Origin of the sequence: Geothrix fuzhouensis (assembly GCF_024609325.1) — a bacterium.
In the GTDB taxonomy this organism is placed as follows: domain Bacteria; phylum Acidobacteriota; class Holophagae; order Holophagales; family Holophagaceae; genus Geothrix; species Geothrix fuzhouensis.
The window spans coordinates 649,996-665,106 of the sequence record NZ_JANHMQ010000001.1 but is presented as its reverse complement, the minus strand read 5'-3'; the positions used below and the strand labels follow the sequence as shown (position 1 = coordinate 665,106).

Genomic DNA, 15,111 nt, shown 5'->3' with positions numbered 1-15,111 from the left:
GTATCAGCGCCGTGCTAGGCTCCCCCCATGACTCAGCTTCCTGCCTACGAGCGCGATCCCTTTGCCACCTTGCTGGAGACCCGCATCCTGCGCTGCGGCGAGGAGAAGGGCCGTTCTTTCGTGATCCTGGAGGACACCGTCTGCTACCCCGAGGGCGGCGGCCAGCCCTGCGACCAAGGCACCTTGAATGGGGTGGCCGTGCTGGAGGTGCAGAAGGGGGAGGGCGGCATCCGCCACTACCTGGCCTCGCCGCTGGCGGAAGGCCCGGCCACGCTGACGCTCGACTGGGGCCGCCGGTTCGATCACATGCAGCAGCATACGGGCCAGCATCTGCTCACCGCCGTCGCCCAGGATCACTTCAAGTGGGGGACAACGGCCTTCCACCTGGGGCCGCAGGTCTGTGACATCGAACTGGATGCGCCATCGCTATCGCCTGCCGAGATGAGTCGGTTGGAGGAGGCGGTGGCGGCGGAGATCCGCGCTCGGCGAGAGGTTTCGGCGCGGTGGGTCAGCCCCGAGGCCTACGGGCAGGAGGCGGTCCGTTCCCGGGGTCTGCCCGAAGGCCACGCCGGGGCCATCCGTCTGGTTCAGATTGAGGGTGTGGACCTGAATACCTGCGGGGGCACGCACCTGCACCACACAGGCGAGATCGAGGCCCTGAAGCTGCTCGGCACCGAGAGCATCCGGGGTGGCACGCGCCTCTTTTATGTAGCTGGAGGAAGGGTGCGGCTCCGCCTGGGCGCGCATGAAGAGCGCAATGCAGCACTGCGCACCCTGCTGGGTGCGCCGGACGAAGATCTGGTGCCCGCCCTCCAGACCAAGCTGGGCCAGCTGCTGGCTCTGGAACGCCGGAACCGGAAGCTGGAGGAGGAACTGGCGGACTTCCAGGCCACCGCCCTGGCCGCCCGGCCCGGGTTCCTGGTGGACGCGCACCTGGAGGGGAAGGACATGGCCTTCCTCCAGAAGCTGGCCCGGGGCGTTCTCATGGCGGATTCCGCCAAGGCGGTGTTCTTGACCTCCGATCAGGGCGGGCAGGGGCTCTTCCTGCTGTGTGCGGGCGAAGGATCTGGCCTGGATGTGCCAGTGGCTGGCAAGGCTGTGGCGGCGATCCTCGGAGCCAAGGGCGGTGGCTCCGGGAAAACCTTCCAGGGCAAGGCGCCGGACCTGGCAGCCAGAGCCGAAGCCCTGGCCCACCTCCTGGCGACGGGGGGCTGAGCCGTGGTCCGGTCCTGGCCCCTCTGGATCGTCAGCCTCTTCAAATGGGTGGCCTGGGGCCTCGGCATCTATGCGGGGCTCTGCCTTCTGGCCTTCCTGACCCAGCGGCGAATGATGTACTTCCCCGACCGCGAAACCGAGCCAGAGGCCCTCCAGAGGGCTGTGGGCATCCGTCTGGTGTCCTGGCAGGACGCCCAGGGGAGACTGCTTGGCTGGCGGCGGGCAGCGCGGCTGGGTCGAGCCCGGGTCCTCGTGCTGCATGGCAACGCAGGGGACGCCTTGGGGCGGGCGGGCTACCTGCCGGTCTTGGAGGCCGCGGGTTTCGAAGGCGTGCTGCTGGAGTACCCGGGCTACGGTCCCCGGGAGGGTGAGCGCTCGGAGGCCTCGCTGGTGGCTGATGCCCGCGCCGCCTTGCGCCGATTGAATGAGGAATCAGGAGCCCCGGTGTTCCTGCTGGGAGAGAGCCTCGGTTCCGGTGTGGCTGTGCAGGTGGCTGCCGCTGAGCCGAAGTCGGTGGCCGGGTTGCTTCTGGCCACTCCCTTCGCCCGGATGACTGAAGTGGCCGCGCACCACTATCCCTACCTCCCCATGAGCCTGATCCTGCGGGATCGCTGGGACAGCCTGGGGGCGATCCATGGCTATCACGGCCCCGTGGCGATCGTGGTGGCGGGGCGGGACGAGGTGGTGGGCGCCGCGCAGGGACGACGGCTGGCCCAGGGAACGGTCGGGCCGGTTCGCGTCTGGGAAGTACCCCAAGCCTCTCACAATGAACTGCCCATGATCCCCGGGCATTCTCCCTGGTCCGAGGCCCTGACCTTCCTTCGGGGGCGATCAGGGATGGGACAATGAGATCCATGGACCTGATCTATCTCGATCACAACGCCACAACGCCCCTCGACCCCGAGGTTTTCGAGGCCATGCGGCCCTGGTTCACGGAGCGCTTTGGCAACGCCAGCGCGGCCTATGCCTTGGGCCATCTCTCGGATGGCGCGATCGTGGCCGCACGGGAGCAAGTGGCGGCCCTGGTAGGCTGCACGCCCGCGGAGATCGTCTTCACCAGCGGCGGCACGGAGAGCCTGAACCATGCCTTCCGCGGCGTGTGGGAGGCGTTCCCGACGAAGCGGCACCTGGTCACCACGGCGGTGGAGCATCCGGCGGTGCGCGCCTTGGTGATGTGGTGGAAGGGTCAGGGGGGCGAGGTTACGGATGTGGGCGTGGATGACGAGGGGCGCCTGGACCTGGCGGTGCTTGAGGCCGCCGTGCATACGGACACGGCCCTGGTGGCCGTCATGGCCGCCAACAACGAATCCGGCGTCCTCTTTCCGGTCACCGAGGCTGCCCGCATCGCCAAGGGCAAAGGCGCCCTCTTCCTGGTGGACGCCACCCAGGCCGTGGGCAAGGTTCCCGTGGACGCCGTGGCCTGGGGCGCGGATCTGCTCTGCCTCAGCGGCCACAAATTCCACGGCCCGAAGGGTACGGGTCTGCTCATGATCCGGCGGGGCGTGCGCCTGAAGCCGCTCATGCTGGGTGGTTCCCAGGAACGTGGCCGGCGCGGAGGCACCGAAAACGTGCCGGGGATTGTCGGCCTTGGCAAAGCGGCTGAGCTGGCGAAGGCGCGCCTGCCAGAAATGACACGCGTCCGCGGGTTCAGGGACACCCTGGAGGCCCGCATCCTCGCAGACATCCCCGACGTGCGCATCCATGGCGCCGCCGCCGAGCGCCTGCCCAATACCTGCCTGGCCGGGTTCGCGGGCATCGAGGGCGAGGCGCTGCAGCTGAAGCTGGCGGAACGGGGTATCTGTGTGTCCACCGGCAGCGCCTGCAGCACGGGCATGCGCGAGCCCAGCCATGTGCTGCGCGCCATGCATGTGCTCGACACCTACGCCCGGGGAACGGTGCGGTTCAGCCTAGGGCGGGGCACCACCGAGTCCCAGATCCAGGAAGTAGCCGATTTGCTTCCGGGGCTGGTGGCGAACCTTCGGAGTGGCAGCGGAGACGCTATATCAAGTCTGTAAATTACACAAACGGTATATATTTTTCATGATGTTTTGCGTTGTTCCTGGATGACATCATGGTCCGAGCTGGGAGAGGGGCTGAGTGGTCCCGAGTCTCCGGATGAGAGGGCCGCATGGCCATGGAACTTCTCAAACGTTTCGCACAAGTGCTCAAGCCGGCCCCAGCGGAATCAGGGGGCGGGTGGCGGGCGGTGGCCCTGCTCGATCGAGGCCCTCTCGGAGACGCCCGCTTGGCGCTGGATCATCGGGGCCACGGGGTGGCCCTGTGGGAGAACGGCGGCAGTCTGTGGGCCATGCCCATGGGGCCGGCCGCTTCGCCGGCACTCAAGCCTTTTCCCTTCGGTGAGGGGATGAATCCCAGACTCGCGCTGAACCCCGAGGGTCGGGGTCTGGCGGTCTGGCTGGCGGATCTCGGGGAAGAGCGGCAGATCATCGGCAAGGCGCTGGGAACCGGCGAGGATCTGGGGCATGTGGTGTTCCGGACACCCGGATCGATCCGTCACCTCCAGGTCGCAGTGGACCGACGCGGAGATGCGCTCGTGGTGTGGCTCCATGAGAAGGTGGGGCGGATCGAAGTGATGGCCCAGTCCTTCAGCACGCGGGGAGACGCCTGGGAGAAGGAACCGGTGGTGCTCGGTGTTTCCTCGGATCCCACTGCCTCACCCCAACTGGCCGCTAACCACCGGGAGCACGCCATGGTGCTTTGGGAGGCCCAGGACAGCCTGTTTGAAGGATTGATGGCCAGCCACTACTGGCCTTCAGACCGAATCTGGTCGGATCATCCCGTCCCCGTGGTCGCGCACCTGGCCCATCACCATCAAGTGGCCATGGACGACCACGGGAACGCCCTCGCCCTGTGGATCCACGCCCCCTACGGCCAGCGGGCCGCGCTCGAGGCGAGCTTCTACGACGTTCAGGCGGGCGACTGGAGTGAACCGTTCACGCTTACCACCGCCCAGGAGATCTCCTCGCCGCGGTTGGTCATGAATGGGGATGGCGAGGCTTTGGCGGCCTGGTGTCAGCGCGAAAGCGGGGGGGTGTCCCGGCTGTTCTCGAAGGCCTTCAGGGCACGTAATTGGGAGCCCGGTGTGGAGTGTCTTGATCACGATCAGGGACGCCCGCACGACTACGCCATCGACCTGGGGCCGGACGGGCGGGCGGGCTTCCTGGTCGTCCAGCGCGGGACGAAGGGAGACCACATCTCTCTCCGGATCCGCCATGGGGCCTGGTCCGCCCCCAGAATCATGGGCTCGGCGCCAGGGTCGACTTGTGGGTCCCCCAGGATCGCCATGTGCCACCAGGGAGCCTCCCTCGTCTGGACTCAGGGGGCGGGACCGGAGAAGACCCTGGTCCTGGTGGATTCCCACTGAAGCCGCGGGAAGTGTCTTCACCCGTTGAGCAGCTCACGGATGTAGTGGTCGACGGCATAGGGTAGCCAGCGATGCCCAGGCAGGTCGCGGGTGAGGTAGCCCATGTGGCCGCCGCAGGGCTCGATGTGCAGGTGGACGGCGGGCGATGGGTCCGCCTCGGCGGCATGCCGCCAGGGGATGAAGGGATCGTCCTTGGCCATGAGGATGACGGTGGGGACGGTGATCTTCGATAGGTGCGGCCGGGCGGAGCACTTGGCGTAGTAATCATCGGCGTCCTGGAACCCCGCAGCCTTCGTGGTGTAGGCGTTGTCGAACTGCCGAAGGCTCATCAGTGGCCAGGTCCGGTAGATGTCCGGGATGAGGCCATCCTCCACGCGCTGGCGGATGGCTTTGCGGCAGCGTTTGATGAAGCGCAGCTCATAGAGGCGGCTGAGGCCGGCGTGGATGCGGGAGGAGCAGGCCCCCAGATCCACCGGTGGATTAACGGCGATGGCAAAATCGGGACGCGCGGCGGGTTCCGGCAGCCCATTGCCCAGATTCAACAGAAGGGCGTTGGCCGAAAGGGAATAGCCGATGGCCAACTGCCGCAGCCCGGGATGGCGCTCCCGGGCGGCCGAGAAGGCCGCGCCCAGATCATCCCCCGATCCACTGTGGTAGGGGCGCGTCGCCAAACCACGGCCCTCGCCGCAACCTCGGTGGTTGACGGTCCAGACATGGTGGCCGAGCTTCCGGGCCAGGGCGATGGTGCGTCGCACGTAGTGCGCCTGATCATCCCCACCCAGACCATGGAAGATCAGCACCAGTGTGTCGGTCTCGCCGGGGTAATGGCGCCCCGTGAGTTGGTCGCCATCTGGCAGGGGAATGCGGAATGGTTTGGACGCGTGGGCGGAGGGCTTCCCGGGGAGGTAGTTGCCGAGGATGGTCTGGAGGTGGCCGGAGCTGGCCCACCAGGGGGGACGGCAGGGAAGGGGCGGCGGGGCCAGCGGTCGCATGCCCCTAGTGTGCTCCGACCTGGCCGGGCGGTCAGTCGTTCCGCATGAAGACAAGCTTGTACGAGAAGGGATTGTCCAGCTTGGGGTGGGTGTAGGTCACCTGCAGGGCCAGGGAGTTTCCATCCTTCCGCATGGAGTAGACGTACTTCAGCGTGTAGCCATCGCCGGTGAGGGTCTGGATCATGGTGGGGCCGTCCTTGGTGAGGGTGGCCTTGAAGACGGTGTCATCGCTGCGCTTCCAGTCGCTCTCCGTGCCGTCGGCTGGGGTGTCGACGGGGCGTTCCCGGCCCATGGTCACGGAGAAGCTTTCCCCCGCCAGGATGTCGAGTTTGTTGAAGGGCCTGCACGCCGACTGGAGCTTCTTCTTCCAGAAGAGCTTCATGGCGAAGTTCAGATCCTTGACGTGAGCCTCAATCTGCTCGTCGAGCTTGTCGCTTTGCGAGGCTGCAAGCGTCCATTCGCCATCCCAATCCACCTTGGCGGCCTTGACCGATTCGGCTGCCTTGGCGGGCGCCTTGGCCTTCTGGGCGACGACGGGAACGGCCAACAGGCAGGGCAGCAGAAAGGTCAGCACGCGCATGGAAGCTCCGGGAGGGGGGTCGTTGGATCGTAATCCAGGGCGGTCCGCTGTGAAAGCATCTCTTGTGATCCGTGCAACAAAGGGAGTGATTGATGACCTTGCAGGCATAATTGCGTAATACGAGGTGTATGCTGGGTGGCATTCAGCCCATTGATAGGGCACTCATTTCAAGGAGTGTGGCCATGAAACGCAAGCAGGAAGCCCTCGATTACCATTCGCAGGGAAGGAAGGGCAAGATCGAAGTCGTCGCCACCAAGCCCTGCTCCACCGCCCGGGATCTCTCCAATGCCTACACGCCTGGAGTGGCGGAGCCCTGCCTTGAGATCGAGAAGAACCCTGAAGACGCGTACAAGTACACCGCCAAGGGCAACCTGGTGGCCGTGATCTCCAACGGCACGGCCGTACTGGGCCTCGGCAACATCGGCGCCCTCGCCGGTAAACCCGTGATGGAAGGCAAGGGCGTGCTCTTCAAGCGTTTCGCCGACATCGACGTGTTCGACATCGAAGTGAACGAGCTGGATGTTGATCGCTTCTGCCAAGTGGTGAAGGCTCTGGAGCCCACCTTCGGCGGCATCAACCTCGAAGACATCAAGGCCCCCGAGTGCTTCGAGATCGAAACCCGTCTGAAGAAGGAGATGAATATCCCCGTCTTCCACGACGACCAGCACGGCACGGCCATCATCAGCACCGCGGCCCTCATGAATGCGTCCGAGTTGATCGGGAAGAAGCTGGGCGACATGAAGGTGGTGTTCAGCGGCGCGGGGGCTGCGGCCATCGCCTGCGCGAACATGATGATCGCTGCGGGCGTGAAGCTGGAGAACCTTTGGCTCTGCGATACCAAGGGCCTTGTCTACGAAGGTCGCACCGAGGGCATGAACGTCTACAAGGAGCGGTTCATCAAGAAGTCGGACCTCCGCACCTTGGGCGATGTCATCGTCGGGGCCGATGTGTTCGTGGGCTGCTCCAGCAAAGGCGTCCTGACGCCCGACATGATCAAGGCGATGGCCAAGAACCCCATCGTTTTCGCCATGGCCAACCCCGATCCTGAGATCGACTACCCCACTGCCAAAGCCACGCGCGACGACATCATCATGGCCACGGGCCGCAGCGACTACCCCAACCAGGTGAATAACGTCCTTGGCTTCCCCTTCATCTTCCGCGGCGCCTTGGATGTGCGCGCCTCGGAGATCAACGAGCCCATGAAGCTGGCCGCCGCCAAGGCGCTGGCCGCCCTGGCCAAGGAAGAGGTGCCTGATTCTGTGGTGAAGGCCTACTCGGGCCAGAAGTTCACCTTCGGCCCTGAGTACATCATCCCCAAGCCCTTCGACCCCCGGGTGCTGCTGTGGGTGGCCCCGGCCGTCGCCAAGGCCGCCATGGAGACGGGCGTGGCCAAGCAGCCCATCGCCGACATGCAGGCCTACAAGGAGCGCCTGGAGGGGCTCCAGGGCCGCAGCAAGGATGTGATCCGCAGCGTCATCCACCGGGCCAAGGCCAACCCCAAGCGCGTGGTCTTCCCCGAGGGCGACCATCCGCTGATCCTGCAGGCCGTCTCCCAGATGGTGGAGGAGGGCATCTGTATTCCCATCCTCCTGGGCGACCCGGCTAAGGTGAAGGCTGTGGCGGCTGACCACGGCATCTCGCTCGGTGGCATTGAGATCCTGGACCCCGGTAGCGTGGCCTGGCGCAAGGAGGCCGAAGAGGCTTTCTATGAGCTGCGGAAGCGCCGCGGTGTGACCAGCTTCGAGGCCAGCCGCAAGGTGCAGGAGCGCATCTACTTCGGCGCTCTGATGTGCCGCATGGGCAAGGCCGATGGCTTGATCGCCGGCCTGACGATGTACTACCCCGACACCATCCGGCCCTGCCTGGAAGTCATCGGCACCCGGAAGGGCGTCAAGCGCGCCTGCGGTGTCTACACCATGGTGCTGAAGAACCGCGTGCTGTTCTTCGCCGACACCACCATGAACATCGAGCCCAGCAGTGAGCAGCTGGCCGAGATCGCCCTCCTGACAGCGGACCTGGCCAAAGACACCTTCAACATGGATCCCAGGGTCGCCATGCTCTCCTTCTCTGATTTCGGCAGCGTGGACCATCCGTTGGTCCGCAAGGTCCAGAAGGCCGTGGAGATCGTGAAGGCCCAGCGCCCCGACCTCAAATGTGACGGCGAGATGCAGGCGGACACCGCCCTGGGTGATGGCATCCTCTCCGAGGACTACCCCTGGGTGGACCTGCCGGGTGGCCCGAACGTGCTGGTATTCCCCGACCTCACCAGCGGGAACATCGGCTACAAGCTGGTGCAGCGGCTGGCGGGCGCTGAAGTCATCGGCCCCATCACCTGCGGCATGGCGGCTCCGGTCCATGTGCTCCAGCGGCACAGCGACATGAATGACATCATCCACCTCACGGCGCTCACTGTCGTGGAAGCGCAGCAGAAGTAGCTATCAGCTATCAGCTGTCAGTCGCAGGGGCCTTCGGGCCCCTGCGCCGTGTTAGTGTTGCCTCCCGGAAACCCACGGCCTCAGGTCCGTGGTGGAACCCACTGGAGGTGGAAGATGTACTACATCGTCGAATCCGGTAAACCGTTCGAGCAGGCCTCGGCCGATCTAGAAGCCGCAGTGACGGCCGGGGGCTTCGGGGTGCTCCATGTCCATGACCTGGCCAACACGTTGCGTAGCAAGGGTTTCCCCTTTGCCGAGGCCTGCCGCGTGTTTGAGGTGTGCAACCCCGGCCAGGCGGCCAAAGTCCTCGGCCTCGACTTGCGCCTGAACATGGCGCTGCCCTGCCGTATTTCCGTCTACACGGAGCAAGGGCACACGAGAATTGGACTGATTCCCCCATCCGACCTGCTGGCAGGACTATCCCAGGATCCCGCACTGCTCCCCATTGCGCATGAAGTTGAGGCAGCCTTGATCAAGATGGTGGACACGGCCCGGTAATCAACGGCCAACAGCGGTCGGTGATCCGTGCGCGGGGAGCGGTACTCAGCAGTCAGGAGCTGCGATGCCAAATGTGTTGTGTGCCTGGTGTGGAGCCCTGATCGGGCAAAGCGAGGCTGAGGATTCCCACGGCATCTGCAGGACCTGCTATCGCGATCTGCGGGGAATCCCGGATCTTTCCTCAACGGAACTGGACGGCCTCCCGTTCGGCGTGATCGTCCTGGCGGAGCATGGAACCATCCTCGCCTACAACCAAGCGGAGAGCAGACTCGCCAAACGCGAGCCCTTGAGTGTGATCGGACGGAACTTCTTCACCGAGATCGCGCCATGCACCTCCGTGCAGGCCTTTCTCGGTGCCTTCCGAGAGTTCTGCCATGGAAACGAACCTTCGCGAACCTTTCAATTCACCTTCCCCTTCCCAGATGGCCCGGTCCGGGTGGTGATCGTCTTTCTTCACAAAGGGAAGGATGTCACTGTCGCGGTCCGGAAATGCCTCGGGCAGAACGCCTAGCTCGAGGCCTCCAGCTGCTGGAGCCACGCCTGGATCTCGGGGTCGGGATCGACGCTGAGGCGCAGGGCTTCGCGGAGGTCGCGCAGAGCCGGTCCGGGTTCCTCCCGCTGGAGGTGAACGAAAGCACGCTCCTTGTGGGACCGGGAATCCTCTGGATCCAGCAGGATAAGGTGGGTGGCCGTCCAAAGCGCCTCCTCCCAGTCCTCGGCATTCATAAAGCGCAGGTGCAGGTTGCGCACGAGACGGATGAGGATCTGGCGATCCGTGGCGGGCCGAAGCATGTCCCGGTGGAAGGTAATCCGACCGGCACTGGCGGCCTTCACCAGAGCGGCTCCGCCTTCCTCGCCCACGACCCGCCCGCCATTGAAGGGGTCAAAGCAGAGCAGGGATGATCCGGCGCGCAGGGCAGTGATGAAGTGTCCTGGCAACCCTACGCCCACGGCGTCAAAGCCCAGTCGCCGGGCCAGATCGATCCAGAGGATGGAGAGGGCGATGGGCAGGCCCTTGCGCCTTGCCATCACTGCCGGGAGCAAGGCGTTCAGGGGATCATCGTAGGTCTCCCGGTCGCCTTCGAACCCAAGCTCGGTGAAGAGCAGATGGTTGAGTGCCTCCAGGGCCTTGTGGGTGTCCCAGGGCAGAGGCATGCGCCCAGCGAGGACGAAGGCCCATTCATTCAGTTGCATGATCACGGGGGCCGGGTCGGGGTCTTCCAGGGCCGGGGCGACCGCATGGATGGCGCCTTCGGCCAGGTTCCGGCAGTGCGGATCCAGGCGGAGGTATTCCAGGAGGGACATCAACCCCGCCGGCGAATCCACGAGCGGGCCACCAAGGCCAGCGCCACCAGGCCCGTGGCGGCCCAGGCCCAGTTTGTCCAGGAGCTTGTGGCAGCTTGAACCTTTCGGGTTTCCTCCGCTTTCCTGGCGTTCTCCTCGATGGAGATCTTGGACTGGGTTTCCCGGGCGTCCTTCACGGCCTTCTGGGCCGATTCACGGGAGGCCTGCAAATCCTTGACGGCCGCATCCTGCTCTTCCTGGATGCCGAGCACCGCGACGTGCGCATGGGGCTGGAGTTTGGGGGGGGTGCTCGCGGGCACCGCCTCGGTGTCGTCACTGTCGGAAACCGGACCCTGACTGTTGTCCAATGATTCTGTGAGGGCCTGGATGTCTTCACGCAGGCCCTGAAGGACCTGGTTCTGGCGGTGCAGCTGGGCCCCCTGCAGCCAGAGCATGAGCAGCTGGAGTACCAGGAGAGAGGGGATGGTCCATCGAAGTGGGCTGCGGGTCATGAATGCTCCCTTCCCAGGATAAACAGAGTCCGGTCATCCCGGTTCTGGGTATCGAATGCCGCTACATCCCGGAAGACCGCCTCGCAGGCCGCCCGGGGGCTACCCGTGCCCCAGAGCCGACGGAGCTGGTTGCAGAGGCGGGCCACGCCATAGAGCTCTCCCTCGTGGTTCATGGCCTCGGACAGGCCGTCGCTGTAGAGCACCATCCAGCCTTTTGGGGGCAGCACCCCTTCGATCACCTGCCAATCACCGGGGCCCGCCGGGCGCAGGCCCAGCCCGCGGCCATGGGGTGTCATCTCAGCGGAGCAATCCTCCGCAACCCCCTGAAGCATCAGGGCACCGGGATGCCCGGCGCGAGCCAGACGGTAGTGACCCTGTTCATTCCACTCCAGGAGGACAAGGGTGAGGAAGCCCCGCTGTCCCAGCAATTGGCGGAGGGTGTGATCGAGGCAGCCTAGCATCTCCTCGAGGCTCTGATCTTCCCGTTGGGCCGCCTGTTCCAGCAGAGCCGTGGCCTGAGCCATGTAGAGGGCCGCAGCGAGGCCTTTGCCGCAGACATCGCCTACGGCCGCCAGCCAGTTGCCGCTGGGGCGCCGCTTGACGAAGAGCAAATCACCGCCCGTCTCCTGGGCGGGTTCCAGGCGCAGGGCCACCTGGAAGCCCGGAATGGGCGGCAGGTGTGAGGTGATGAGCCCTTCCTGGATGCGCCGGGCGGTCTCCAGTTCCTGGCTCAGCCGCTCCTGGGCCAAGAGGCGCTGGTGCATCATGGCCGTTTCCAGGACTTGCCCGGCTGCCAGGGCCACCTCGCGCAGCAGTTCGCGGTCTTCGCGGCCGTAGTTCAATTCGGCGTATTTCCCACCCAGGAGGACGGCGCTATGGGGGTGATCCCCGGCCAGAATGAGCAGAAGCAGCTGAGCCTCCAGGGCATCCACATGAGCGCGGAGGCCTTCTCCTTGCTCCCGGATCCAGTCGGCCTCCTCGCTGCCCAGACCCAGCACCAGCTCGCGGTTCTCCCGGGCAAGGCGGAGCAGGCTCGGGGGAAGGCGCAGGGGCTGGGGCGGGAAGTGCACGCGCCGGTCCTCCCGATCCGTGGTTTCAGCGGCGGGCAGGAGAATGTGGCGCGCCTCGATGGGCAGCACCTCCAGGAGCTGGGGTCGGAAGGCTTCACCCAGGGCGTGGCGCAGGGACTTGAGCAGGGCCTCTTCGCTGAAGCGTTTACGGGGTTCGCGCACGGAGCTGAGGGCGATCTCGCGCGTGCTGGCGAAGTCCCGCCGGAAGCGGCGGCGGATGCCCTTCAGCAGGAGGCGCAGGGTCCAGCCCAGGGGCAGCGCCAGCAGGCCGATGAGGGCCCCGGCCCAACCGGGGGGGATGGAGGAGAGATGCGAGAAACCCCAGGCCAGGCCTCCCAGGTAACCTGCCACGGTGAGCGCCAGGATGGCCATGTAGCTCACCCACCGCACCAGCGCCCTCCGCACCTCGAAGAGGCCATGGCGGAAGATGGCGTACGCGAAGCTCAGCGGGAGCAGCGGTGCCGGGAGCATGAAGATGAAGGTCTGTCGGCGGAACAGGAGGCTGTTGTACTTGGTCTGGAGGATCGTCCAGGCCAGCAGGTCGAGGCAGAGGAAGGCCGCCACGAACAGCGAAGGCAGCAGGGCTTTCCGGAGACGTTCCGGGGAACGGAAGGTCCCTACGGCGAAGAAGCCGAGGCCCGTAAGCGCCGAGCCGACCCAGAACGGGATCGGCAGGAACTGGGCGAAAGTGTGCAGAGCCCTGAGTGTGCCGTCTGGAGGCATACCCACCAAGTGCTTGGGCGTGCTGAAATACATCACCTCCCAGGCCCCTCTCAGAATCACGAGGATGGCCAGCAAGGCGAATATGCCGTAGATGGCTTGGAGGAAACGGCTGTTCTTCCGCAGCTCAAACGGGTGTGGGAAGCGCAGGAAGAAGTGGATCCAAAGCGGCGGCACCAGGGCCGCGGCTGCGCCGGCCATCAGGAAGACCGTCAGGGTCATGGCCACGGGCGCATTTCCCGACTGGGTCGCGCCAGACATGAGGAGGGTCATCGAAGCCAGGTAGAAGAAGTGCCTCGAGGATTTCCGCTCGGGTGCGGAAACCACCACGAGCAGGCTGACGGCCCAGGCCAGGATGCCGTTCAGCAGCAGGGCGAGCTGCACCAGGTCCAGCGGCTTCACCAGGCGCAGGGGCAGCAGGATCTGGCGCCCCTGACGCTTGACGGTGTAGATGAGGATCGAGCCTTCGGTCTTGGCATTGATGAACCGCTGGGCCTTCGCAGTACCCTCCATCGTGGGTTCGAAGGCCCGTCCCTGGATTTTCACCAGCTCGTCGCCCTCCAGCAGGCCCGCCTCCTCCGCCACGCCCTCGGGCAGGATCTCCCGGATGACGATCTTGCCGTTCTCCAGCACCCAGGAGCACTGGTCATCCGACTTCGCGTAGACCCATTGGTTGATCGCGAACGAGCCGAGCGCCAAGGTCAGGCAGATGAAGCTGATCCAGAACAGGCGCCAACGGATGCGTTTGAGGTAGGGGTTCATGGGACCTTTGTGAAAGAATGCCCCGATGGAGCGGATCTCGCGGAACGACAGGCCCTGCTGGGTGCTGGTGGGGGGGCGGCGGCGCCTGGGGCGCGCCTTGGCGGAGGATCTGGCCCGGGATCATGATCTGGTGTTGACCAGTTCGGAACCTTGGGGCGGAGAGGAGTGGGTGGAAGGCCTTTCAGCCACGGTCAGAGTCCGGACGCTGGTATGGAATGCAGAGAACCCTGATCTGGGCTCCAGAATGATGGCAGATCTGGATGGATTGAAGTCGGACGGCTGGGAGATTTCCGGGGCTGTGCTGCTTGCCGGGACCTTCCCTGAACAATCCCTCGGCACCTGGACGCCGGCGTCGCTCGACATCACCTGGCGCATGAACCTCAGCTTCCCATTCCTCTGCGCCCAGGCTTTGGCTCCGCACCTTGCGGATGGTGCCTGCCTGCAGATTCTCCTGGACACGTCCATCCACCACCCCTGGCTGATGCGCCTGCCTTACAGCGCCGCCAAGGCCGGGCTGGCTACGTTGGTACCAGGCTTGGCCCAGTTGCTGGCACCCACGGTGCGGGTGGTTGGGCACGCCCTGGGGGCCGTGCTGCCCGCCGAAGGCAGCGATGTCGCCTTCCTGGCGGATCGCACGCTCCTGAAGCGAAATGGCGAACCTGCCGATCTCTGCCGTGCCGTGCGCTACGCCGCCGACAGCCCCTTCCTGACGGGCGATATCCTCACCCTGGATGGCGGGCGACGGTGGGTGGACCGATGATCCCCAGGTCTACCCCCAGTGCCAAGGAGCAAAAAAAAGCAGGAACACAGAGAGCAAAGAAGGCAATAGAGAGCACAGAGGACGACTCACGATTCATCCTGGTGTTGGCACGGATGGCGCGGATTCTGGGGTTAGTGTTTTCTCTGTGTCTTCTGTGGTGTTCTGCGTCCTCGGTGTTCCGCTTTTGCCTTGTCTGTGATCCTTAGCTGTAGAAAAGTGACCATCCATGCGATTCAAGATCAATGAGGTGTTCCATTCGATCCAGGGCGAAGGCGCCCGCATCGGCCGGCCCTGCCTGTTCATCCGCCTCACGGGCTGTCCGCTGCGCTGCGTCTACTGCGATACCGAGTACGCCTTCTATGACGGTGCCATGCGGGAGCTGGAGGACCTGCTGGAGGAGGTGAAACAGCGCCTCGGCCCACCGCGGAAGGGCCCCAATGCTCCATTCGTTGAGCTGACCGGCGGTGAGCCACTGGCGCATCCTCAGGCGCCGGACTTGCTTCGAGCCTTGCTGGATCTGGGCTACGAAGTCGCGCTGGAGACCGCAGGCAGTCACGACTTGGCGCCCGTGCCCCGCAACGTCATCAAGATCGTGGACCGCAAGACCCCTGGCAGCGGCGAGGTCCATCGTTGGCTGGAAACCAACCTCGATCACATGGTTTCCGGCCAGGACGAGCTGAAGTTCGTGCTCTGCGACCAGGCTGACTACGCCTGGGCCAAGACCTGGTGCGCCGAGCGGCAGGTGTGGGATCGCATGGAAGTCCTCTTCAGCCCCGTCTGGGGCCGCCTCGACCCCGCCTGGCTCGCCGAGCAGGTCGTCGCCGACGGCCTGCCCGTGCGAGTGCAGATGCAGCTACACAAGATCATCTGGGGAGCGGAGAAGAAGGGGGTCTGATCC

At 65.1% G+C, this 15,111-nt stretch carries 14 protein-coding genes; 9 read left to right on the top strand and 5 right to left on the bottom strand.

The annotated features are described in order from the left end of the window. Positions 1 to 27: 27 nt before the first annotated feature. The 4 genes from NOV74_RS03060 (at position 28) to NOV74_RS03045 (ending at position 4,600) form a co-directional block, all read left to right on the top strand. Positions 28 to 1,215 carry an alanyl-tRNA editing protein gene (locus NOV74_RS03060; RefSeq protein WP_257309146.1) on the top strand — a complete coding sequence of 396 codons (1,188 nt, stop codon included), beginning with the start codon at positions 28 to 30 and terminating at the stop codon, positions 1,213 to 1,215. Positions 1,216 to 1,218: 3 nt separating this feature from the next. Beyond that, the gene (locus tag NOV74_RS03055; RefSeq protein WP_257309145.1) at positions 1,219 to 2,064 is read left to right on the top strand and encodes an alpha/beta hydrolase; all 846 of its coding nucleotides are present in this window, start codon (positions 1,219 to 1,221) and stop codon (positions 2,062 to 2,064) included. A gap of 5 nt (positions 2,065 to 2,069) precedes the next feature. Next, on the top strand, positions 2,070 to 3,230 hold the full coding sequence (locus tag NOV74_RS03050; RefSeq protein ID WP_257309142.1) for a cysteine desulfurase family protein: 1,161 nt from the start codon (positions 2,070 to 2,072) through the stop codon (positions 3,228 to 3,230). 113 nt (positions 3,231 to 3,343) lie between these two features. Next, positions 3,344 to 4,600 carry a hypothetical protein gene (locus NOV74_RS03045; RefSeq protein ID WP_257309140.1) on the top strand — a complete coding sequence of 419 codons (1,257 nt, stop codon included), beginning with the start codon at positions 3,344 to 3,346 and terminating at the stop codon, positions 4,598 to 4,600. 17 nt (positions 4,601 to 4,617) lie between these two features. On the opposite strand, the gene NOV74_RS03040 is transcribed toward NOV74_RS03045, so the two are convergent. Both NOV74_RS03040 and NOV74_RS03035 read right to left on the bottom strand, forming a co-directional pair. Continuing rightward, entirely contained in the window at positions 4,618 to 5,592 is a 975-nt protein-coding gene (locus NOV74_RS03040) for a YheT family hydrolase (RefSeq protein WP_257309139.1), read from the bottom strand. 31 nt (positions 5,593 to 5,623) lie between these two features. Beyond that, a complete protein-coding gene (locus NOV74_RS03035; protein ID WP_257309136.1) occupies positions 5,624 to 6,172 on the bottom strand; it encodes a hypothetical protein in 549 nt (182 codons plus the stop codon). 182 nt (positions 6,173 to 6,354) lie between these two features. Between NOV74_RS03035 and NOV74_RS03030 the strand changes: the two genes are divergently transcribed. The 3 genes from NOV74_RS03030 (at position 6,355) to NOV74_RS03020 (ending at position 9,616) form a co-directional block, all read left to right on the top strand. Beyond that, the gene (locus NOV74_RS03030; RefSeq protein ID WP_257309135.1) at positions 6,355 to 8,607 is read left to right on the top strand and encodes an NADP-dependent malic enzyme; all 2,253 of its coding nucleotides are present in this window, start codon (positions 6,355 to 6,357) and stop codon (positions 8,605 to 8,607) included. Positions 8,608 to 8,721: 114 nt separating this feature from the next. Continuing rightward, positions 8,722 to 9,105: a DUF302 domain-containing protein gene (locus NOV74_RS03025; RefSeq protein WP_257309132.1), complete on the top strand. Its 384-nt coding sequence runs from the start codon at positions 8,722 to 8,724 to the stop codon at positions 9,103 to 9,105. Positions 9,106 to 9,169: 64 nt separating this feature from the next. Then, entirely contained in the window at positions 9,170 to 9,616 is a 447-nt protein-coding gene (locus NOV74_RS03020) for a PAS domain-containing protein (protein WP_257309130.1), read from the top strand. Here the strand turns inward: NOV74_RS03020 and NOV74_RS03015 are convergent. The 3 genes from NOV74_RS03015 to NOV74_RS03005 are packed head-to-tail and all read right to left on the bottom strand — an operon-like array spanning position 9,613 to position 13,453. Beyond that, positions 9,613 to 10,410, bottom strand: a complete 798-nt coding sequence (locus tag NOV74_RS03015) for a SirB1 family protein (protein WP_257309127.1) — start codon at positions 10,408 to 10,410, stop codon at positions 9,613 to 9,615. The two genes, NOV74_RS03020 and NOV74_RS03015, sit on opposite strands and share 4 nt — an antisense overlap. Beyond that, positions 10,410 to 10,901 carry a hypothetical protein gene (locus NOV74_RS03010; protein ID WP_257309125.1) on the bottom strand — a complete coding sequence of 164 codons (492 nt, stop codon included), beginning with the start codon at positions 10,899 to 10,901 and terminating at the stop codon, positions 10,410 to 10,412. Before NOV74_RS03010 ends, NOV74_RS03015 begins: the two co-directional genes overlap by 1 nt. Continuing rightward, positions 10,898 to 13,453: a SpoIIE family protein phosphatase gene (locus tag NOV74_RS03005; RefSeq protein WP_257309124.1), complete on the bottom strand. Its 2,556-nt coding sequence runs from the start codon at positions 13,451 to 13,453 to the stop codon at positions 10,898 to 10,900. The genes NOV74_RS03010 and NOV74_RS03005 overlap by 4 nt, the downstream gene beginning before the upstream one ends. A 25-nt stretch (positions 13,454 to 13,478) precedes the next feature. Here NOV74_RS03005 and NOV74_RS03000 point away from each other — a divergent pair, with 25 nt between their 5' ends. Both NOV74_RS03000 and NOV74_RS02995 read left to right on the top strand, forming a co-directional pair. After that, entirely contained in the window at positions 13,479 to 14,213 is a 735-nt protein-coding gene (locus NOV74_RS03000) for an SDR family oxidoreductase (RefSeq protein ID WP_257309123.1), read from the top strand. A gap of 226 nt (positions 14,214 to 14,439) precedes the next feature. Continuing rightward, a complete protein-coding gene (locus NOV74_RS02995; protein WP_257309122.1) occupies positions 14,440 to 15,108 on the top strand; it encodes a radical SAM protein in 669 nt (222 codons plus the stop codon). Positions 15,109 to 15,111: the final 3 nt, after the last annotated feature.